This window comes from Lentzea atacamensis (assembly GCF_003269295.1).
GTDB lineage: Bacteria > Actinomycetota > Actinomycetes > Mycobacteriales > Pseudonocardiaceae > Lentzea > Lentzea atacamensis.
Genome location: NZ_QLTT01000014.1, coordinates 145,328 through 164,009 on the forward strand (window position 1 = coordinate 145,328; position 18,682 = coordinate 164,009).

The following is an 18,682-nucleotide window of genomic DNA, read 5'->3' on the forward strand; positions in this document are numbered from 1 at the left end:
TCAGTTCAGCTCCCGGTATCCGGCCTTCACCGCGTCCGCGCTGCCTGGCCAGGCGCACGGCGCGGCCGCGGCCAGGGCGCCGGAGGCGATGCGCCACTCGGTGCCGTTCCAGCGCATCGCCTGGCAGTCCCCGACTCCGGCGGCGACGGCCTGGCCGTTGACGCCGACGGAGAACTGGCCGAGCACGCACACCACCGCGTAGCGGCCGCCTGAGGCGGTGCCCTTGATCTGGCCGTGGGTGATCTGGAAGGTCGCGGTCAGCCCGGCGACGGAGCCGGTGGCGGGCAGCCCGGCGCGCGAGCGCATCGACCGCAGCAGCGCCGCCAGCCCGGTCGAGCCGGGATCCGGGGCGCCGGGCTCGGCGAGCTCGCGGTAGCCGCGGGCGTAGACCTGCGGATCGGCGGCGGTCAACGCCGTCTCATTGAGGGCTTTGAGCTGCCCGAGCGCGCCCTCCGCGGTGCCGGGAAAACCGCCGGGGATCCAGCGGCCGGCTGTGCTCGACGGCGCCGGGACGGTGATAGCCGGTCCGGCCGTCGTGGTCGTCATGGCCTGGGGCTGGGCGGCCTGGGCAGGCAGCTGCAGCATCGGCTGGGCGGCCAGCGCGTTCTCCTCCCCCGCTGCCCCAGTCGCGCTGGAGGTGATGGACGTGGCCGGCGGCGCCGGTGCCGTCCGCGGTGTGGTGACGTAGCGCGCGACGACGATCGCCGCTGCAGCACCGACCACAACGATCACGACGACCACGACCGTGGTCAGCCGCAGCCGGGCTCGCGCGCGGGCCCGCTCCTCGGGCGGATGGGTGGCCATCACTTGATTCCCGCGAAGGACGAGATGACCTGGTAGCCGATGCCGTACAGCAGGCCGCCCCCGATGGCGCACAGCATCATCACGACGCCGATGCGGCCCGCGCGGTGGTGATCGACTATGCGGCCGCCCGCCCACACGATCAGGCCGCCGAAGAACCCAATCAGCAGGGCGACCCAGGCGCCCCACTTCACGTTGCTGACGACCTCAATGATCTTGTCGCTGCCTGGTGGTGGTGCCGGGTTCGGATTCGGCAGCTGCTGGGCCAGCACCATCACGGTGTCGACGTGTTCGATCATGAGCGCCCCCTCAGGCTCGGCCGCTTGCGCTGACCGGTGGTGTCCAGCAGAAGGCCCCAGCGGCGCAGCAGCGGCGTGATCGCCTGCCGCAACCGGGACGGAGTGACCGCGGCGGTGACGCCGGCCGCAGCGAGATCGGAGTCGTGCGGCACGAACACCGCGTCCGGCAGCAACGCCGCCACGCGGCGGCCGGCGGCGCCTTCCACCCCGTCCGGCCAGCGCTTCGCGCCCATCACCACCAGCTGCGCGGCCGGGCTGACCGCCGCGACGGCGACCCAGTGGTCGAGCCGGGTGAGCACCTGCTCGGCGTGCAGCAACGAGGGGCGGCTGGGCCGCACTACCAGGACGGGCCGCGGCGGCGGGGTGCCGCGGCGCAACCACGCGCCGGCGCCGGCCAGCGGGTGCGCGGTCACGCGCCACGCGTCATGGCCGAGGTCGACGACCGTGACCTCGGGTTGCAGGCCCTGCGGTAGCCAGAATCGTGGCGGCGGCACCATGCCCGGTGCGATGACCGGCAGGGCGCTTTGCAGCCGCGCGAGCACCGCCTGAGCCCGCCAGGAGAAGCGGATGTGCACCTGCGGGTGCGGCCGCGTCAGCCAGGGCCCGTCTGAGCGGGCGGCGGCGGAAAGTCCGGAGCGGGCAGGGTCAGCCAGGTCCACCATCAGCACGCGGCGCCGCTCGATCTGCAGCAGGTCCGCGAGCACGGCGGCGAACACCGAGGCACCGGCACCAGGCGAGCCGGCCAGGATCGGGATCACCGTGCCGAACCCGGCCCAGTCGACCGGGCTGGTGAACGTGGGCGGCAGCCCTTGCCTCTGGATCCAGGCTGCGGCCGCACCCACCTGGCCGGCCGTGTCCCGTGCGACGTCACCGAGCCCGCCGGAGTCGTCGCGGTCCAGTTCGTGTGCGGCTCGCGCTGCGGCATCCGCATCCTCGCTGGCCTCGGCCAGCATTCCCGCCGCCACGGCGGCGACGACATCTGCGTCGGGAAGCTGCGGCCACGATCGCCGGGCGGCCAGCGCGAGCTCGGCCTCGAAGGCCCGCAGGCCCTCGGGTTCGCTCAGCGTGCTGACCGGCCCGGCGAGTGGCATCGGTGACTCACCTGGGGGCGGAGTGGAGCTCACCGGTGTCGTGGAGCCGGTGCCGACGGGCGTCGGCCGCGTGGGTGGCAGTGCTGTTCCTGGCCGGTCGCCAGGTGATCCGTCCGTCGCCCCGGACCGTGCCGACAGATCGCGTCGCGTGGCAGAGTTGGGCGGCAGCGTGGCCGCGGCACCGCGTAACCCGTTGCGGTCCAACGGTTCGCCGCTGGTTGCGACCATGTGCGTCTCCTCCTCTGCTGCGTGTGACCTGGCCCGGAACCGTGTTGAGGGCAGGCGGCAGCGCCACAGCGATGGCGGGGAACGCCATCGGGGCACTGCGGAACGCGGGCGAACGGCAACGGCGCGACGTGAAACAGGCTCTGCTTTCGCTGAATCCGCGCACGAATGCACGCCAAGTAGGCGGTTAACCCGCACTAGGTTTGTCGGCGAATGAGGTTAAGCGCTGTTCAAGACGAACATCTGCGTGTCAGCGGAAACGCCTGTGACGCCTCGAGCGGCCGCCCGACCAGCTCAGAAATACCAGATTCCGACCTGTACGTGACGTCGCCGTGCACTTCATAACGCAGCGCTGCGACCACTCACCTCGATTGTTCGGTACCGCATTGAACCCCCTCCAGCGAGACGCTGACCACTGCCCTCGTCGGCCTTCCGGCCCCCATAGCCGGTCCGTCGTCCCCACACACGACCCGCCTTGTCGGCCGTCCCGTGCCGAGCTTTCACGCTCCGGGTACGCGAATCACTGACCTGCTGTTCGCAGCCTGATATCCATTCCCCCGACCGTCAACGAACAAGGGCATTCCTGTGCAAAAACCAGGATTCGGTAGCCGCCCGGCTACGCTGCGTCCAATCTGGAAGCACTTGGGAAGGTGAATTGTGTCCCTCGTGGACGCGTCCGAGCGCCACGCATTTTTCCGGTGAGCAGAACCCCAGCATTCCCCTCGCACGACATGGGCGCTTTGAGCGTCAGAACACGGCGCGTCTGGTAGGTGGGGACCGGGGGCGTCACCCAACGCCGCGCCGGCCACGGAGCACGGCTGGGCAGCAGCTCGGGTAGCGCGACGCCGAGCACTGGGGCTTCCGGCTCCATCAGGTGCGAGCGCGGGGCCCGGAACTCGGCCTGGACTTCGTCTCGCACAGCAGCCGGTCGGCGGCGTGCTCGCGGCGGCCGCGGACGCTGCTGGCCAGGACCACGTGGCGGGGTGAGCCGGGATGGAAGCCGTGCTTGCCCAGTTCGGGCCGGACCTGGCATGGCACCGGCAGGTGTGCGCGGTTGCGGTCCCAGCGGGCGAGGTCATCGGAGTCGACCTGCTCCCACAGTTCGGCGTCGCGCTCGTGTAGATGTGCCCGGATGCGGGTGATCACCGCTTGCATCGCGGGATGCGCCCACGGCCCGGTGGTGAAGTGGTTGGAGTCGAGGTATCGCGGCGACACCTGACGGCCGAGCTGGCTGTGCGCTTCGGCGGCGACAGCGCGGGCGAGGTCGTGCTCGCTCTCGGCGCTGTGCAGGGGGGCCGTCGAACGCGGCGCGGAAATCGGCGTCGGACAACACTTCGAACAGCGGGCCGCGCGGACGCGGGTGCACGATGAGCCAGTGCCCGCGCGGCACGCGGATGAGGCGCGCCGGTTTGTCGCTCCTGAGCTCGATCTCGCGGTTGGGCAGGCCGCGGCTGGACCGGCCGTAGTCGAACGGTTCCTTGGCCCATTCCGAGCAGGCGGGCCAGGCCGCAGATCTCGACTTCGCGGGCCTCGTCCCGTTCGGCCGGGTACTGCACCGCCATCACATGGCCGCGTGGCTGGAACCTCACGCTGGTCTCCCTGTAGTTCTCGGCCGCGCGTCCACAAGTGGCTCACCGTCGGGGCCGTGCCGGGCGTGCCCTGGTTCGACGACGCCCGGCACGGCGGAAAGCTACGACCTGCTCATCAGCGCGGCCACCGTGCGCCAGAACCAGCGCCACCGCCGCGGGGCGGAGCACGGGACCCGGTAGAAGGTGCCCGGCTCATCACCGGACAGCCAGGTCATGCGCGTGGTGAGCGCGGTCAGCCGCGCGTCGGCCCACGTCTGGGCGGCCTGGTGCGTCAGGTGCTCGGCGGTGTGGGCGATCAGCTCGTTGTCGAAGTAGAGCGACCACCCGGCCTTCTGCTGCCACTTAGGCTTGTCGGCGGCGATCCAGATCAGCTCGGTGCAGAAGGCCCGGTTGTCCAGGCCCATGCCCTGCGCGAGCGCTGCCGGCGTCGGGGTGGCGTCCTCGATAGCGCACCGCAGATAGCCGGTACCGCCATCGTCGAGCCGTAGCGTCGCGGTGGTCATGCCGTCGGCGGTCCCGATGTCGCAGGTCATGACGATGCCACCCGCCGTGTCCGGTTGCGCGTTCATCCTCGTCACCTGGCCGGTGATCTCAGTGTTCATGGTCGACGTCATGTCTCCCCTTGGTGCTCGGTTTCCTCGCGCCCTGGTCGGTGGGCGCAGTGCGAGTGCACCTCTGCACCCTAGCCGGTCGTGACAGATTTCGCAGCAAAATTCATACACGTATGCAGCGTTCTTCACATTATGAGGGTGAAGAACGCTGCGTATGTGCGTAAACTTCGCTGTATGGACACGGCGGGCGCGCTGCGGCTGATCGGCGATTTCACGGCCAATCAGTGGGGCATGATCACCTCCGGGCAGGCCATGACCGTTGGCGTCGACGGCGCCACCCTGCACCGGCTGCTCGGTGACGGCCACCTTGACCGTGTCCGTCACGGCGTCTACGCATCCACGTCCGCCACGGTCTCCGAGACGCGCGACCAGCAGGCAGCCTGGCTCTCACTCAACCCGGCGACGCCGGCCTGGGAACGCCCGCTGCTCGATCCCGACGGTGGTGTGCTGTCCCACCAATCCGCCGCGAACCTGCACAACCTCGGCGAGCTGTTCAACGACCGCATCGCCTTCACCACTCCTCGACGGCGGACCAGCCGCGACAGCGACCTGTGGTTCAAGACGGCGCGACTGTCCGAAGCGGACGTAACCCTGGTTGACAGCCTGCCGGTCACCACGCCGCTGCGCACCATCTGCGACCTGCTCGATCAGCGTCTCGACGGCGGGCATGTCGCCACCATCATCCGCCAGGCCGTCCTCGCGAACCTGGTGCAACTCGACGATCTCGCCGACGCCATCGCGCCGTACGCCCGCCGATACGGAGTCCGGCCGCCAGGCAACGGCCTACGGCTGCTCGAGCACCTGCTCGCCCAGGTCGGCACCAGCCCGGCCGAGCTCGCGCGCCGCCCTGCCCCGGAATCGGTGCAGGACGCCCTGGTCGCGCTGCTCGCCGACGAACGCCCGACGGAGGCCTACCACGCGGTGCTCGACGTGTTCACCTCGAGCAAGTTCTCGCAGCTGCTCAGCGACGCCAAGTTCGGGTCGGCCGTGGAGAACCTCGCGAACGTCGGAAAGTTCGAAAGCGCGCTGGCCGACCTCGGCGCCGTGGACCGGTTCTCTGAGATCAACAAGCAGATGTCGGAGGTGTGGGCGAATCGGTTCGCGCAGATCGCGCGAAGCCTGGACGTGTCCGACCGAATGAAGGTCCTCAGCGCCCTGGCCGACCTGGGTGCTACCCATCGGCCCGTGCTGGAGCAGGACGCGCTGCGTGCCGCTCGCCGCCATGCCGAACTGGTGGGCCAGGATGTCGCCCATGACCGCACGCCAGCGACCGAGGACGCCCGCAAGCTACGTCGCGTCGGTGAAGAGCCGCGCGCAGAACACCGCGGCGAAGAAGGACGGCCGCACGGCCGCTGAGCTGATGGAGCTGCACTTCCATCGGCGGCTGATCGCTCGTGTCTTCACCGGGCCTACCGCTAAAAGGTGGGTCCTGAAAGGCGGGCAGGCGATGCTCGTTCGCTGGGCTCGGGCCAGGACGTCGACGGACTCCGACTTCCTCAGCGATCACGACACCGTCGAGGAGGCCGTTGAGGAGCTCATCGCGGCGGCCGCGGAGCGGTTGGACGACGAGATCTGGTTCCGCCACTACGACACCTCGACGGCGGTTCACCTCGACCGGCCCACCCGCACGGTCAGGTTCAAGGTGATGTTCGGCAGCACTGATCTGGGCCGCTGGGTCAGCGTCGACGTCGTGGCCTCCGATCATGCGCTCGGCGGGCCCATCACCACCGAGCCGCTGGAGCCCGCCATCGACATGGACTGCGGACCCTGGCCAGACGTCCGCGTCTACCCGATCGAGAACCACATCGCCGACAAGGTCTGTGCGATGTACGAACGCCGGGGTGCGGACGGTATCGCGTCCACGCGGTACCGGGACCCGGTCGACCTGGTCCTGCTCGCGCTCAAGGCACAAGTCCGTGGCGATCTCACCCACCGAGTCCTGCACGAGGAAGCAGCCCGACGCCAGGAACGCGGTAGCACCACATGCCAGCTGCCCGAGAAGTTCTTCGTCCCCGACGAGAAGACCTGGAACAGCGGTTACGCCAAGGCGGCGAAGGACGTTGCCGAGATTCCCCTCGAGCTACGGCAGCTTGACGCCGCGGCGGTGCTGCTGGACGCCTTCATCACACCGCTGCTCCAGCCCTCGCCTCCCCCAGGAAACTGGGACTACGCCACAGCAGCAGCGTGGCAATGAGCTTCCACAACCATCCCCCGGCCACCGCGCCGCGTCATCATCAACGGCTTACGCGGCGGTGCGGCGCAAGGCCATCGTGAGCACGGCGTGGGCGCTGCCGGCGTGAGGAAGCTGTCCCTGCCCGACGAGGTCGAGCACCTGCTGGAACGGCAGGGTCCGCACGCGCAGATCAGCTTCGCCAGGGCCGAGCGAGGCCTCACCCTCACGCAGCCCAGTCGCGAGGAAGACGTGGTCGACGTGGTTGCTCAGGCTGTCCGCGCCGTGGATCTGGCCGAGCGGCTCCCAGTGCGCGGCGCGCAGACCGGTTTCCTCCGCGAGTTCACGGCGTGCGGCCGCGGCCGGGTCCGGATCTGTTTTGTCGTCGACCGCGCCGCCGGGCAGCCGCCATTCGGTACCACCATGGGTGTAGATCCACTGCCGGGTCAGCACAACCTGGTCGTCGTCGCGCAGCGCGAGCACCGTGACCGACGCCGGCGCCACCACGTGCACGTAGGTGCCGCGCACCCCGTCTGGCTGCATGACCTCGTCGACGCGGACCTGGAACCACTGCGACTCGTGTACGACGGACTCCTGCATGCACCGCCAGGCCTGCACTTCACCGCTCATAGTTGCCGATCGAGTCCCCATGTCCTCAATGGAACCATCGGTGACTACCGTGTCCTGGCAGTAAATCGCGGTCAAATCAGTGCCAAATCGTCGCCACTCGGTTTTCGAGCATGACCGTGCAGATGCGACGGTCGCGTGGAGGGCTTGCACGCACAGCGGCGGCGTGGGCTGCCAGGCGCGGTGGGTGAACGATTCGGATGGGCGCGGCTCTAGGGGCGGGCGACGTCGTCAGGGCCGCCTTGGTCCTCGGTGCCGCGCAGCCGGACTTTCAGTTGGAGGCCGAGCGCAACCTGCAGGGCCCGCCGGTTTCCCCGCTCCAGGCCGATCACGGTGACCAGCAAGACGTTACTTCCCCCGATCAGCAGGGGACCGGTCCAACTGGACACCGTCATGGAGACGACATTCCAGATCCCGCAGCCGAGCAGGATCACGCCCAGCGGTAGGAAGAACGAGGTGAGCACGTGCCATCGAGACCACGCGCGCACTGTCCGGCTCCTGCGGCGCAGAGCGCGGATCGCGCTCGCGTGGGCGGGACCATCCAGGCGCTCTGCCGCCGAAATCAGTGACGTGACCTCCGCGGCCGCGGCCAGCGCGACGTCGTCGACGATCCGCTCGCGGATCCTGTGGTCCCTCTCGATGCGCTTCTGATCCACCTGTGCCCCGAGCTTCAGCGCGCACGCCATGCAGCCGGGAACGGTTTCACCGTTGTCATCGAGCGCCACGACAAGGACCCGCGCTCCGCACGCTGCCTCGCGTGTATCCCCGGACTCATCGGGAAGGAACGCGTGACTCTCCCAGTCCAGTTTGGAGAGCAGGACCTTGTACTCAACCTCGACGCTCATGCCGTCGTCTTTCGGCGGTCGTGGTGGGGGTGCTCTCGCGGCAGGCCGAAGCGGACAACAGGATTTCCGTGCATGAGGTCGACCCTGCCGCTTTCCTCGTGGCGATGGAACAGTTCCTAGGGGCTCTGTCAAGGGCAGGTTTGGGCCCTGATGGGGACCGGTTTGCGGCGAGGTCAGGGCCCTGGTAACCGCTACGCTTCGTGGCAACGCTGCAGTGGTTGGGCGGGATGGAGGTGGGACGTGCCCGAGCCGAACGCCGAGCTCGCGCAAGCGATGAGGAACACCAAGTCCCCGAACGACACGGGTGAGGACTTGACCACCAGGGAGCTCGCTGACCTGGTGCGTGCGTGGTTGCGCCACCACCGCAACATCAACGCCCCCGTCTACGAACGCTATGTGTGCAAGCTTCTGCGCGGCGAGATCCGGTGGCCCAATGACGATTACCGCGCGGCGTTCCGGGCAGTGCTGGGAGCGTCGACCGACAGCGCCCTGGGCTTCCGACGGACCCGCCGGTCGGGCCGATCCGTTAATACCGTGGCGGAGGTGAACCGGAAGCAGTTCCTGAAATGTGCCGCCGCCGTCGCGGTGCTGCCCGCGGCCGCGGCGACTCCCATTCCGGTCGAGCTCGCCGACCTCGCCGTCTCGGCGCGACCAGCACCGCTGCCCGACTGCGTCAGCGAGAAGGACATCAGCGGTGTCCGGAAGCTGGCCAAGGTGTACGGCAGCCTGGACCACGAAGGCAGCGGGAGCCTCATCCGCGACGCTCTCAACGCGCAGTTGACCTCCTCGCTCGGCCTGCTCTTCGTCAAATGCCCCGACCGGCTCAAAGCCGAGTTGTACGAGGCCGTGGGCTTCCTCGCTCACACAGCGGCTTTCAACGCGTTCGACTCCTACGAGTTCGACGACGCACGCGATCGGTTCAAGATCGCGCAGGCGTGCGCGGAGGTGGAGGGCTACTGGAACTGGCATCTGCGAGCGAAGGTGCTGTCCAGCCGGGCCCGCCTGGAGATCTGGTGCAACGACCCCGACGAGGGGTTGACCTTGACCGAACTCGCTCTCGTACGCGCACGCGACAGGCTCACCGCGCGAGAACGCGCGATGCTGCACTCCGCGCGGGCCCGCGCGCTGGCCAAGCTCGGGCGCGTCGAGGAGACCATGGCCGCGATCGGTATGGCCGACACGGAATTCAGCCACGCCGATCCGCGTGTGGATCCGCCGTGGATGGCCTACTACGACCGCGCCCAGCACGACGGCGACACCGGGCACGCTCTGTGGGACCTGGGAGTCAACGGCACGTTCGCTGAGCAAGCCCGCCGCCGGCTCGCCGACGCTGTCGCCGGTCACTCCGACGCTTTCGCCCGGTCACGGGCCATCAGCGGGATCAAACTCGCGTCGTTGGTCGCGGTCACGGGAGATCCCGCCGAAGCGGTCTCGCTCGGTTTCCGAGCGCTCGACGACTTCAGCGCAGTGCGGTCGCGCCGAGCGTCCAACGACCTTCTCGAGCTCAGCGCGTTCGTCCGGCCTCACCTGGCCATCAACGGCGTCGCTGAACTACGCACCCGCGTCAACGGCATGCTGGCGCTGCAGTGACGGCCTCGGTACAGGTCGATGTCCTGGCGGCGCTGCACAGGGCGTGCGTACAGCTCGGCTTGTCGGAGCTCGACCACGAGCCGGTGCGCATCAGCGAGAACTCGATCTTCCGCCTGCCCGGTGGTGTCATCGCCCGCGTGTCCAAGCAAGGACAGACGGCGGCCGCCGCGAAAGAAGTCGCTCTCGCACGGTGGCTCGCGGCGGCCGGCGTGCCCGCGGTGCGGGTGATCGAGACGGTCGACCAGCCTGTCGTGCACTTTGAGCGCGCCGTGACTTTCTGGCACGAGCTCGCACCGCACCGGCCCGGTGAGCCCGGACAGATCGCCTCGGCCCTGCGCCGCCTGCACTCCTTGCCCGTCCCGGATTTCGCTGTGCCCGCTCTCGACCCGTTCGTGCGGCTCGCCGAACGCATCGGTGGTTCCACGTCGTTCACCCCGGCTGACCGCGACTGGCTGCGGAGCCGGCTCGCGGAGCTGGAGAGCGCGTACCGGCATGGTCTTCCGCCGGGCCTGGCGCACTGTGTGGTGCACGGTGATGCCTGGCGCGGCAACGTCGTGGCGACCGATGATGGTGAGGTCGTGCTGCTCGACCTCGAACGCATGGCGGTCGGCCCCCCGGAGTGGGACCTCGTCTCCACCGCGATCAAGTACACGTCCTTCGGCTTCATCACCGCGCAGGACTACCAGGACTTCGTCGACGGCTACGGCCACGATGTGACGGCCTGGGAAGGGTTTGAGCTGCTTCGGGACGTCCGCGAACTTCGGATGACCACCATGGCGGGACAGCTGGCCGCGACGGACTCGACCTTCGCCGGGCAAGCCGCGCACCGGCTCTCGTGCCTCCGTGGCGAAGCGGGCCCGCGGCCCTGGCCGGGATGGGTCGCGGTGCCCTGACACCGGCACGGGCTCGGGCGTCGCCAAGCCGCCCATCCGCAAGTCGGTGTGAAACGGGCGTCCGACAGGCATGCGCCTTCGGTGTCCTCACTTACACCGGCCGGACAGCGCGGTTGCGGCGGCTTGTGAGCACCGGTTTGTCGATGTCGCGATGGTGGACTCGGGCAACCCAGCCGACGGAGAGCGCGCGCAAGACCAGCTGGTCAGAGATCACGACACTGCGATGACGACCTCCGATGCACTGGACAACAACCGTCACGGTTCCCACGCCGAGTTCGACCAGCACGGTCACCAGCTTGAACAGGCGGTCGATGAAGCCAGCGGCACCCGGTGTCCGGAGCACGTTGTGCACGACCTCGGTGTCGCAGCCGGTCATCGACCGCATCGTGGGGCTGACGTGCGGGTCGCGGAACCACGCGGCCACGTTCACCGTGACGTCGGCCTGCGGTGCCGGGCCGTGGCCTGTACCGCAGGAGATCACTCGCAGGTGAACCTGGCGAGCCGCAGAAGTGGCGCTGGCGGAGTGCGATTGCCCCGCATTGGGGGTCTCAGGCAAGGTGGTCATGTGCGACAGGCCTTGGGAGAGGTCTGCCTGCAGCACCTCGAACAGCTCGGCCCGGCCCTCGTCGCGGTGTGTGGCGGCCGACAGGCTCGGGCCGCCGCTCGCGTCTTCGCCCCAGGCCCAGCACTCCGGCTGGAACAGGGGAATCGAGGGCACGATCGTCACGATCATGCGTCCACGATCAGGCCCGCAGCTGGTGCTATATAAGGGGTTTCCCGATTCGCGCGCGATGGTCAACGGGCCAAGGGTGATCTCCGCGCTGAGCACACCGGCGGGCGGCGGCAACGAGAAAGGTCCCGCCGGCGCGACCTCACGAGTCAGCAGCGGCGGGACCTTGCGGCAAGCGACACGGCCGGGCTATCGCAGCACGGACACCTCGACTCCGTGGTGGTCGGTCTTGCCGAGCGAGTCGATGACCTTGTAGTGCGTGATGCGGTCCTTCCAGCGCGCGTTCACCAGGACGTGGCTGGTGACCAGGCTCTGGAAGTGGGGATGCGGCGGCTTGGTCGGAGTCTGGTCACCGACCAGGTCTGCGACGCTGAACATGCCCGCGCCACCCACCCGGCGGCCCGGCAGCCGCTTGCCGATCACCCACCAGCGGCGGCGGCCCTTCTGCCAGCGGCCGCACAAGTAGTCCAGGGGCGCGGTGTTCGGCCTGACCTTGCCGAACAGCCGCTCGAACAGGAAGTCGATCTGCGGTGCGCAGTGCCACCGGTCGCGGCGCGGGTCGTCCAGGTCCGTGCGCTCCCAGCCAGGGCCGGACAGCGTGGAGTTGGCGTCGAGGAACACCACCGAGGGCATCTGCGGGTTGCCCTCGTTGCGCAGCGCCTCGACGTCGATCATCTTCCGGTGCGCCGACCACGGGCACAGGTGCGCCGCCCTGGTTCTGAACCACAACGACCGGTCTTCCGGGTCGTCGCCGTCCTCGGCGAGGCGGCACAGCATGCGGCCGCGGGCGTCCTCGTAGAAGTCCGGGCCGCTACCGTCGTGCCATTCCCTGGTGACGACCCGGTTGGCGTTGACGAACACGCACGGCGCGATCGGACCTCGGTTGTGTGTGAGGCTGCTCAGCAGCGGCACGTAGGGCACACCACCGGAAGCCTGGCGCAGCTTGTCCGCTGCGGCGTACATCAGCGCTCCGCCCTGGCGGTCCCACTGCTCCGCTTCCAGCACCGTCAGGTGATCCGGCCATCGGGTGCCGTTCTGCAGGATCTCGACGAGGCCGTCGAGATCCCAGCTCGTCTGCAGACCAGTACGGCCAGAGCAGTCCGCCCCGCCATGTGCGTAGTTGACCAACGTGAAGTGGATCTGTTTCATCAAGACTCAATCTGGGAGGGCGCGGGCCGCGGATCGGGTGGTTCGGCTGATTCGTGTGGCGCTATCGCCCGGTCACTGCTGCTGGTGCCACTCGGCCTCGACGTCGGCGGCGGCCCGATCCCGGTGCGCCAGGCGATAGTGCTCGACTGCCTTGCGGAAGCAGTGATCGGCGGCGGTGGGGTCGTTGGTGGCCCGCCGCGCGCGGGCCAGGCTCACGTAGATGTCGGCGAGGTACGCGTCCGAGCCGGCTTCCTCTTGTTTCATCGTGTCCAGCGCGAGGGTCAGCGGAGCGATCGCCTTCACCGGCTCGCCGGCGGTGATGAACGCGGCGCCAGCCACGGTGAGCACGCGGGCGTGGGGGATCCGGTCGCCGAGCTCGTTCGTGCCAACTGCCGCGAGATGGAGTTCGGCGCCAGCCTCCTCATGACGTTCCAGGTCGGCCAGGACCGCACCGAGGTCACGCCTGCAGAGGTAGATCCGGCGCTTGTCGCCGCTGGCCAGGTCGAGTTCCAGAGCTTTGCGCAGCTCGCGCTCGGCTTTGTTCAGGTCGCCGGCGGCATGATGCGTGCGCCCGCGCCCGCGATGAACCGCAGCCAGCACGCCTGCGTCACCGAGTGCCCGGCCGCGTTCCTCGGCTGCGTCAAGGGCCTTAAGGGCGTCGATGGGTCCGTGGAGGTTGCTCAGCACGAACGCCAGTTGCAGGTTGAACCGGGCAACCCTCAGGTCGTGGAGACGCGCACGGTCCGGGTCTTCTCCAAGACCTGCAATCCATTCAGGGCTGAAACGCAGGCGGCCCAGCGCCTGCAACGCCGTCTTCGCGGCGTGAAGCTGATCGCGCTGGTGTCCACCGTGGCCCGCGAGACCGAACACCGCTTCGGCCAAGGTGAGGCTCAGTTCGTACCGCTTGCGGGCCACCAGGTCGTCCAGCAGCGCGACGAACCAGTTGTGGTGCGGCTCGAACCAGAACATCGCATCGGCCGGGGTGTTGAACCTGGACTGGACCAGAATCTCGTAGGCCGATGAGAGCTTGCTTCCATGACGATCGCGGACATGGTCCGCGTGCACGGCTTGCTGGACAAACCACGTGATCGCGGCCTCGACAGCGGCCGCGTTCGCACTGCCGCCATCGCGGGTGAACATCGTGGTGTCGGCGAGTTTGTACTGGCCGTCCTGGTGCTCGTCGGCTATGCCGTGCTGCACCAGCTCGCCGAGGACGGCCAGGCCGGCGCTGTCGTCGACGCCGAGCACCGCGCGGGCCAGTCCCAGATCAAAGCCGGGGGGATTCTCGGGCAAGCTGGTCAGCGCGCGCATGACCGTGCAGGCATGGGTGGACAGGTCGAACATGGTCAGCTCCGATCGATGAAAAGCTCACGCAGTGCGGCGAGTAGCTGTGGCGTGGTGCAGCGGGCGAGCGTGGCCTGATGTCGGGTCGGCAGGTTCACCACTCGATTTCGCCATGACGCACGGGAATCACCTCCCGCGTGAAGAACCGCGACGCAACCGGGCAACCTCGTGCTCGATCACGAGGCCAGCAGCCGGGGTGCTCGGATGCGGATCCGGTGCGCGAAGTCACCACACGTCGTCCGGTGCGATCGAGCGACGCGGGTCTTCGCGCCCGGTTCGCAGGTCGAGGTGCTCGGTGACGACTACGACGTCTGGACGCGCGGGGCGCAGGTTGTCGGCGAGTTCCTCGACCACGGCGACGCTGCGGTGCTTGCCGCCGGTACAGAAGATCGCCACTCGCACCTCGTCGACCGGCGGCCGATCGGTCTTCTGCAGCTGCAGCACGATCGCGGCCATGAGCACGTCGACGATCTCCAGAGCGAGCTCCTGGTCCAGTACGTAGCGCGCGACCACCGGATCCAGGCCAGTCAGCGGGCGCAGCTCGTCGACGTCGGCCGGGTTGTCCAGCACCCGCCCGTCGAAAACCAGGTTCGCGGCGGGACACCGCCGGTACTTGATGCCGAAGCTGGTCAGCGTGACCCGCACCGTCACGACCGCACCCCACTGACCGGCAGGGCCGCGCCGTAGTACCGGTGCAGCACGGCGGAGCAGGACCTGGCTTGCTCGACCGTGAACGCCTCGAAGTGCGCGGCGATCACCTTCGGATCAGGCAGCACCGCGCCGACCTGGTCTCGGCAGGCCCGCACGAGGGCGTCGCACACATCGATGGCGTACTGCTGCAACGCCCTGGGCCGGACGGACTTCGGCAACCACACCGGCGGCAAGCTGCACGGCTTCGGCGGAAGAACAAGCTCGGCCGGCAGATCAGGGGCACCGGCTCGCCCGGAGGCCCTCACCGGACGAGCTCGCACATCGCGGCCTCCCGGCCCAGCACGGTCAGCTGTTCGGCGAGGGCAACCTGGTCCGCGCCCTCGACCGTCCGCCGGGCCTCTCGAGATTTCAACGGGTTGAGCGTGAACTGCCACCGCAACCGGCCACCGGCGCCCCGCACCTGCCAGGCGAACACGAAGTCCCGCTGCTGCAGCGGAGTCAGGCTCGCCTCGAAGCCTTCCGCCGTCCTGAACAACGCCTCGATGTCGGCGACGGTCCAGCGTTGCGCCGAGTCTTCCCTGAGGGTCTTCAGCAGCGCGATGTCCTTGATGTGCAAGAGGATGCTCACGAGGACCTTTCGGTGTCCGTGCAGTCGGCGGCGGAATGAGTGGTGAAGTACTCGTTGCCCAGCCGTGTGAGGTATCCGTTCTCGACCAGCTGCCTGCGCACGACGCCGACCGTGGCTGGGTGCAGTCCGAAGTGGTCGGCCAACGCTTCTCTCGACGGCAGGCGCCGATCCGGCTCTTGCTCCGCGATCGCGTCGGCAAGGGCAAGTTGCACCGCGAACCGGTAACGATCCACGTCGGCGAAACCCTCGGGACGTGGTGGCAGCCGCAGCTCGAACGGATTGCTCATGCTTCTGCCCTGAGGTCGACAAGCAGGTCGAACGCCGTGCGCACGAGGGCCAGGACGTGGCCGAGCAGGACCTGACGCAGCGGGCCGTAGATGGGTTCGTCGCCGAACCCGACGAGCTCTTGTTGCTCGGCCTCTTCCGGAGTCATCAGGCTCACCGCGGACAACCTGGCCGTCGCGGACAGCAATAGCTGCAGCGCCTTGTTCGGGTCGCCGGCCGCGACATCGCCGAGCAGCTTCTCGGCCTGGTGCACGCGGTCCGCGGCCGCCCGCACGTGTACGTCGGCCGCGTCGGGCCGCAGGGCCGCGAGCTGCTCGCGAAGGCGACCCAGGTCGGTCGCCAGAATCTCGGTCTTCCCGCCGTCGGTGACCCAGAGCCGCTGGGCCAGGACGACAACCTCGAACAGGCCAAGCAGTTCGAGCGAGCGCTCCAGGTCGTGCGGCTGCCGATCCGCCGGCACCTCGACTCCGAGAGCGAGCAGAGCCGCATACGCCTTGTTGTTGAAGTCGCTGGGGTCTGTCAGGACGTGCTGCATGGCGGCGTGGTTCTCTCGTCAGGCCTGGTCGGGCACGGATGGGATGCTGGTGACGTAGACGTCGCCGTCCAGCCTCAGAAGGCCTTCCGTCTGCAGCCAGCGGCGCAGTTTGGTCGCCGAGGACCTTCGGATGCCGTAGCGCGAGGCCACAGCGGGGTTGCGAGGCCACTGAAGGCCAGGGCCTTGCTGCTGCACGGCTTCAAGCACGGCCACGCGCACCGCGTCGAAGTAGGCGACCATCGCGTCGTCGTCGTGGCCGGGGACTGGTGCCCACGGGCGCGGCGGGAGCCGCAGTTCCGGAGTAACGGGCTTTGGATCCTGCACATGGAACAGGCCCTCGCTGTTGCAGCGGCGGACACGTATCTCCGGCGCTTGGCCTGACGTGACGCGGCGTACCTCGGTCGCTCGCTGGCGGCGGGCTTGGTCGGCGTCGCTCCACTCGTCCCAGCCGAGTTGGCCGCACACCCTGCACGTCATCGCTGGCGGTGGCTTCGATCGGTTCCTGCGTCCGGCGGCCATCAGCTCGACACCTCGCGCGTTGACGACACGCACCTACGGCGGCGACCGGTGTTCGGGTCGCGGGTCTCGGCGTCCGTCTTCTCGCAGCCGGGCAGGATGCATTTCGCGACGGTGTGTCCGCCGGAGCGGTCCCAGACGAACAAGTGGCCGGAGTCGTCGGCGAAGCACACTGGGCAGTCCTGCACCGAAGCGGGCGCAGTTGACTCGTCTGGGCACGCCACCATGTCGCAGACGGCGAATACGAACCAGCCGCCAGCTTGGCCATGCAGACCTTCAGGGTCACGGAGTTCGCGCACTTTGGCCGTCGGGTCGAACCGGTGCCACAGTGGCCAGATCCAACCCAAGCCGGTGCGCACGACCATCTCCGTGTCCTCATCCCGGCTCGCCGGGATGAGGGGGATTCGCGTGGTCTGTTCGGTGAGGTTCTCCGCCGGGACGAGTGGCTCGAACACGCCTCGTCCGCGGCCGGTGCCGCTCAGATCGTGTTCCGGGTTGTAGGCCACGGCGGTCATGAGGTGTTGCCCTGCGCGATCTGCTTGCCCCACTCCTCGCTGCATTTCCTGCACGTGGGGTAGAAGCCGACCGCGAGGATCGCCGACACCGACGCGATCGATTCTTCGCACAGCGTCTCGCCTGGGTCACCAGCCGCCAGAGCACGGGCGATCGCGTGACGTTCGCCAGCGTGGGAGTACCAGCGGTAAAGCCGTGGTGCGCGCGTGCCGCTCTCGATGGTGTTCATCGGGCGCCTCCGGCGGGCAGCCATGTGCGGCGATCGGATTCGCGAAGCGCAGCGCGGCCTTCTTCCAGCTGCGCGTCGCTCAACGCGTGTCTGGTCCGGCGCACCGCCGGGAGCATCGGCTGTGTCCGCGCCGCCGAGCTCGGATCAGAGGCGAGCTGGACGGCGGGCGGCTTCTGCGGCGACTCCATGTGCGGCTCCGGCTAGCGCTGGTGACAGCGGCCCCGGCCGGTCGGGGTCAAGTCGGGGCCGCTGCGGTCTGGTGAGAACGGCGGTCCGGCCAGGGGACGGGGGTGAACCTCCGGCCGAACCGCTGCCCTCGGGAGGGGCGACCGGGAAGCGGCAGCTACGCCCGCCAGGGGGAGGCGGGCGGTGCCGCCCTCCCGGTCTCAGCAGGTCCGCCTACCCCGGGGGGATGGGGATCACCAGCGAACTTGCCTATCTATAAAATAGACCGGCTCTCTATAACATAGATAGAGGTCGGTGTGGTCTTTTTGGGTGAGAAGCGAGGATGATCGTCGCTACTGTCGGTGTCAGCAGGTCCCAACAGGAGGACAGCAGCGTGGAAGTGCGCATCAGCCGTGAAACCGCGCGCCAGATCATCCGGTACCAGCTGATTCACTGCCGCTCGCTCTCCGGCGCGACACAGAAGGAAGCTGCAGACCACCTGGGGATCACGCAGCCCCACTACGCACAGTTCCTCTACCACCCGACGCAGAAGGGCTACCAAGCGCCGCTGCCGGAGCAGCTCGAAGCACTGCTGATCTTCTTCGGCGTCGCAGACCGGTTCCCGATCCTCAAGCAGGTACTGGAGATCGCCAGGACCGGCGCGCCAGGGAAAATGCACCCCGTCGGGGTCATCAGCGACCTGGACATGTATCTGGCGCTGGAGTTCTTCGCCGAAAGCATCACCAACTACGAACCGATGCTCATCCACACGCTGCTGCAGACCCCGCAGTACTCGCGAGCTCTCGCCGAGTTCAGCAAGCTCGGCAACCCCGAGATCGACGTGGTGGCCGAGGTCAACAAACGCATCGGGCGGCAGGTGCCTCTCACCCGCAAGCCGTCACCGCTGCGCTTCACGGCCTTCGTGGAAGAACGTGCGCTCAAAGGCATCGTGCATCCAGACCCCGAGATCAACGCCGAGATCATGACCGAGCAGCGCCAGCACGTCCTGCGGGCATCGCAGCACAACGAGAACGTTGTCCTCCGTGTGCTGCGGGACAACTTCCACCTCCGCGCGCCCGGCAACAGGCAGCTCTCGCTGGTTGAGGTTCACCCCGAGCAGTGGACACCGAGTTAGCAGGACCTGGGGTTCTGCTGGAAGGATGTCCTCATGCCTCCTCGTAAGCGCCGTTCGTACG

The 18,682-nt window shown here is 68.5% G+C and carries 23 protein-coding genes; 5 read left to right on the top strand and 18 right to left on the bottom strand.

Features of this window, described 5'->3' with window-relative positions:
- The 5 genes from C8D87_RS42245 to C8D87_RS42265 all read right to left on the bottom strand — a co-directional run bounded on the left by C8D87_RS42245 (position 1) and on the right by C8D87_RS42265 (position 4,607).
- Entirely contained in the window at positions 1–804 is an 804-nt protein-coding gene (locus C8D87_RS42245; RefSeq protein ID WP_233442541.1) for a hypothetical protein, read from the bottom strand.
- A complete protein-coding gene (locus C8D87_RS42250; RefSeq protein ID WP_112232041.1) occupies positions 804–1,100 on the bottom strand; it encodes a hypothetical protein in 297 nt (98 codons plus the stop codon). The genes C8D87_RS42245 and C8D87_RS42250 overlap by 1 nt, the downstream gene beginning before the upstream one ends.
- Positions 1,097–2,191, bottom strand: a complete 1,095-nt coding sequence (locus tag C8D87_RS42255; RefSeq protein WP_233442542.1) for a hypothetical protein — start codon at positions 2,189–2,191, stop codon at positions 1,097–1,099. The genes C8D87_RS42250 and C8D87_RS42255 overlap by 4 nt, the downstream gene beginning before the upstream one ends.
- A gap of 1,095 nt (positions 2,192–3,286) precedes the next feature.
- Positions 3,287–3,631: a hypothetical protein gene (locus tag C8D87_RS42260; protein WP_112232043.1), complete on the bottom strand. Its 345-nt coding sequence runs from the start codon at positions 3,629–3,631 to the stop codon at positions 3,287–3,289.
- Positions 3,632–4,106: 475 nt separating this feature from the next.
- On the bottom strand, positions 4,107–4,607 hold the full coding sequence (locus C8D87_RS42265) for a hypothetical protein (RefSeq protein ID WP_146772061.1): 501 nt from the start codon (positions 4,605–4,607) through the stop codon (positions 4,107–4,109).
- A 183-nt stretch (positions 4,608–4,790) separates the two neighbouring features.
- On the opposite strand from C8D87_RS42265, the gene C8D87_RS42270 reads away from it, so the two are divergent.
- Both C8D87_RS42270 and C8D87_RS42275 read left to right on the top strand, forming a co-directional pair.
- On the top strand, positions 4,791–5,972 hold the full coding sequence (locus C8D87_RS42270) for a type IV toxin-antitoxin system AbiEi family antitoxin domain-containing protein (RefSeq protein ID WP_112232047.1): 1,182 nt from the start codon (positions 4,791–4,793) through the stop codon (positions 5,970–5,972).
- Complete coding sequence (locus C8D87_RS42275; protein WP_233442543.1) at positions 5,917–6,810, top strand: nucleotidyl transferase AbiEii/AbiGii toxin family protein; 894 nt, start codon at positions 5,917–5,919, stop codon at positions 6,808–6,810. The genes C8D87_RS42270 and C8D87_RS42275 overlap by 56 nt, the downstream gene beginning before the upstream one ends.
- 48 nt (positions 6,811–6,858) lie before the next feature.
- Here C8D87_RS42275 and C8D87_RS42280 read toward each other — a convergent pair whose 3' ends face one another.
- Entirely contained in the window at positions 6,859–7,437 is a 579-nt protein-coding gene (locus tag C8D87_RS42280) for an NUDIX domain-containing protein (RefSeq protein WP_112232051.1), read from the bottom strand.
- Between the two features lie 188 nt (positions 7,438–7,625).
- Positions 7,626–8,258, bottom strand: coding sequence for a hypothetical protein (locus C8D87_RS42285; RefSeq protein ID WP_112232053.1), 633 nt, complete (start codon positions 8,256–8,258; stop codon positions 7,626–7,628).
- 240 nt (positions 8,259–8,498) lie between these two features.
- On the opposite strand from C8D87_RS42285, the gene C8D87_RS42290 reads away from it, so the two are divergent.
- A complete protein-coding gene (locus tag C8D87_RS42290) occupies positions 8,499–9,848 on the top strand; it encodes an XRE family transcriptional regulator (RefSeq protein ID WP_233442544.1) in 1,350 nt (449 codons plus the stop codon).
- Positions 9,845–10,741: a phosphotransferase family protein gene (locus tag C8D87_RS42295; protein ID WP_112232055.1), complete on the top strand. Its 897-nt coding sequence runs from the start codon at positions 9,845–9,847 to the stop codon at positions 10,739–10,741. Before C8D87_RS42290 ends, C8D87_RS42295 begins: the two co-directional genes overlap by 4 nt.
- Before the next feature lie 91 nt (positions 10,742–10,832).
- Here C8D87_RS42295 and C8D87_RS42300 read toward each other — a convergent pair whose 3' ends face one another.
- From C8D87_RS42300 to C8D87_RS42350, 11 genes are all read right to left on the bottom strand, one after another.
- A complete protein-coding gene (locus C8D87_RS42300) occupies positions 10,833–11,540 on the bottom strand; it encodes a RapZ C-terminal domain-containing protein (protein WP_146772062.1) in 708 nt (235 codons plus the stop codon).
- A gap of 120 nt (positions 11,541–11,660) precedes the next feature.
- On the bottom strand, positions 11,661–12,620 hold the full coding sequence (locus tag C8D87_RS42305) for a hypothetical protein (protein WP_112232059.1): 960 nt from the start codon (positions 12,618–12,620) through the stop codon (positions 11,661–11,663).
- Between the two features lie 72 nt (positions 12,621–12,692).
- Positions 12,693–13,964: a tetratricopeptide repeat protein gene (locus C8D87_RS42310; protein WP_112232061.1), complete on the bottom strand. Its 1,272-nt coding sequence runs from the start codon at positions 13,962–13,964 to the stop codon at positions 12,693–12,695.
- Positions 13,965–14,189: 225 nt separating this feature from the next.
- Positions 14,190–14,615: a RapZ C-terminal domain-containing protein gene (locus C8D87_RS42315; protein WP_170166781.1), complete on the bottom strand. Its 426-nt coding sequence runs from the start codon at positions 14,613–14,615 to the stop codon at positions 14,190–14,192.
- Positions 14,612–14,839 carry a hypothetical protein gene (locus C8D87_RS42320; RefSeq protein WP_112232065.1) on the bottom strand — a complete coding sequence of 76 codons (228 nt, stop codon included), beginning with the start codon at positions 14,837–14,839 and terminating at the stop codon, positions 14,612–14,614. Before C8D87_RS42320 ends, C8D87_RS42315 begins: the two co-directional genes overlap by 4 nt.
- Positions 14,840–14,916: 77 nt before the next feature.
- Entirely contained in the window at positions 14,917–15,243 is a 327-nt protein-coding gene (locus C8D87_RS42325) for a hypothetical protein (protein ID WP_112232067.1), read from the bottom strand.
- On the bottom strand, positions 15,240–15,530 hold the full coding sequence (locus C8D87_RS42330) for a GntR family transcriptional regulator (RefSeq protein ID WP_112232069.1): 291 nt from the start codon (positions 15,528–15,530) through the stop codon (positions 15,240–15,242). The genes C8D87_RS42325 and C8D87_RS42330 overlap by 4 nt, the downstream gene beginning before the upstream one ends.
- Positions 15,527–16,063: a hypothetical protein gene (locus tag C8D87_RS42335; RefSeq protein WP_112232071.1), complete on the bottom strand. Its 537-nt coding sequence runs from the start codon at positions 16,061–16,063 to the stop codon at positions 15,527–15,529. The genes C8D87_RS42330 and C8D87_RS42335 overlap by 4 nt, the downstream gene beginning before the upstream one ends.
- 18 nt (positions 16,064–16,081) lie before the next feature.
- On the bottom strand, positions 16,082–16,387 hold the full coding sequence (locus tag C8D87_RS42340) for a hypothetical protein (RefSeq protein ID WP_146772063.1): 306 nt from the start codon (positions 16,385–16,387) through the stop codon (positions 16,082–16,084).
- A 194-nt stretch (positions 16,388–16,581) separates the two neighbouring features.
- On the bottom strand, positions 16,582–17,094 hold the full coding sequence (locus C8D87_RS42345; protein ID WP_112232075.1) for a hypothetical protein: 513 nt from the start codon (positions 17,092–17,094) through the stop codon (positions 16,582–16,584).
- Positions 17,091–17,321, bottom strand: coding sequence for a zinc finger protein (locus C8D87_RS42350; RefSeq protein ID WP_170166782.1), 231 nt, complete (start codon positions 17,319–17,321; stop codon positions 17,091–17,093). The genes C8D87_RS42345 and C8D87_RS42350 overlap by 4 nt, the downstream gene beginning before the upstream one ends.
- A 559-nt stretch (positions 17,322–17,880) precedes the next feature.
- Between C8D87_RS42350 and C8D87_RS42355 the strand changes: the two genes are divergently transcribed.
- Positions 17,881–18,621, top strand: coding sequence for a Scr1 family TA system antitoxin-like transcriptional regulator (locus tag C8D87_RS42355; protein WP_146772064.1), 741 nt, complete (start codon positions 17,881–17,883; stop codon positions 18,619–18,621).
- Positions 18,622–18,682: the final 61 nt, after the last annotated feature.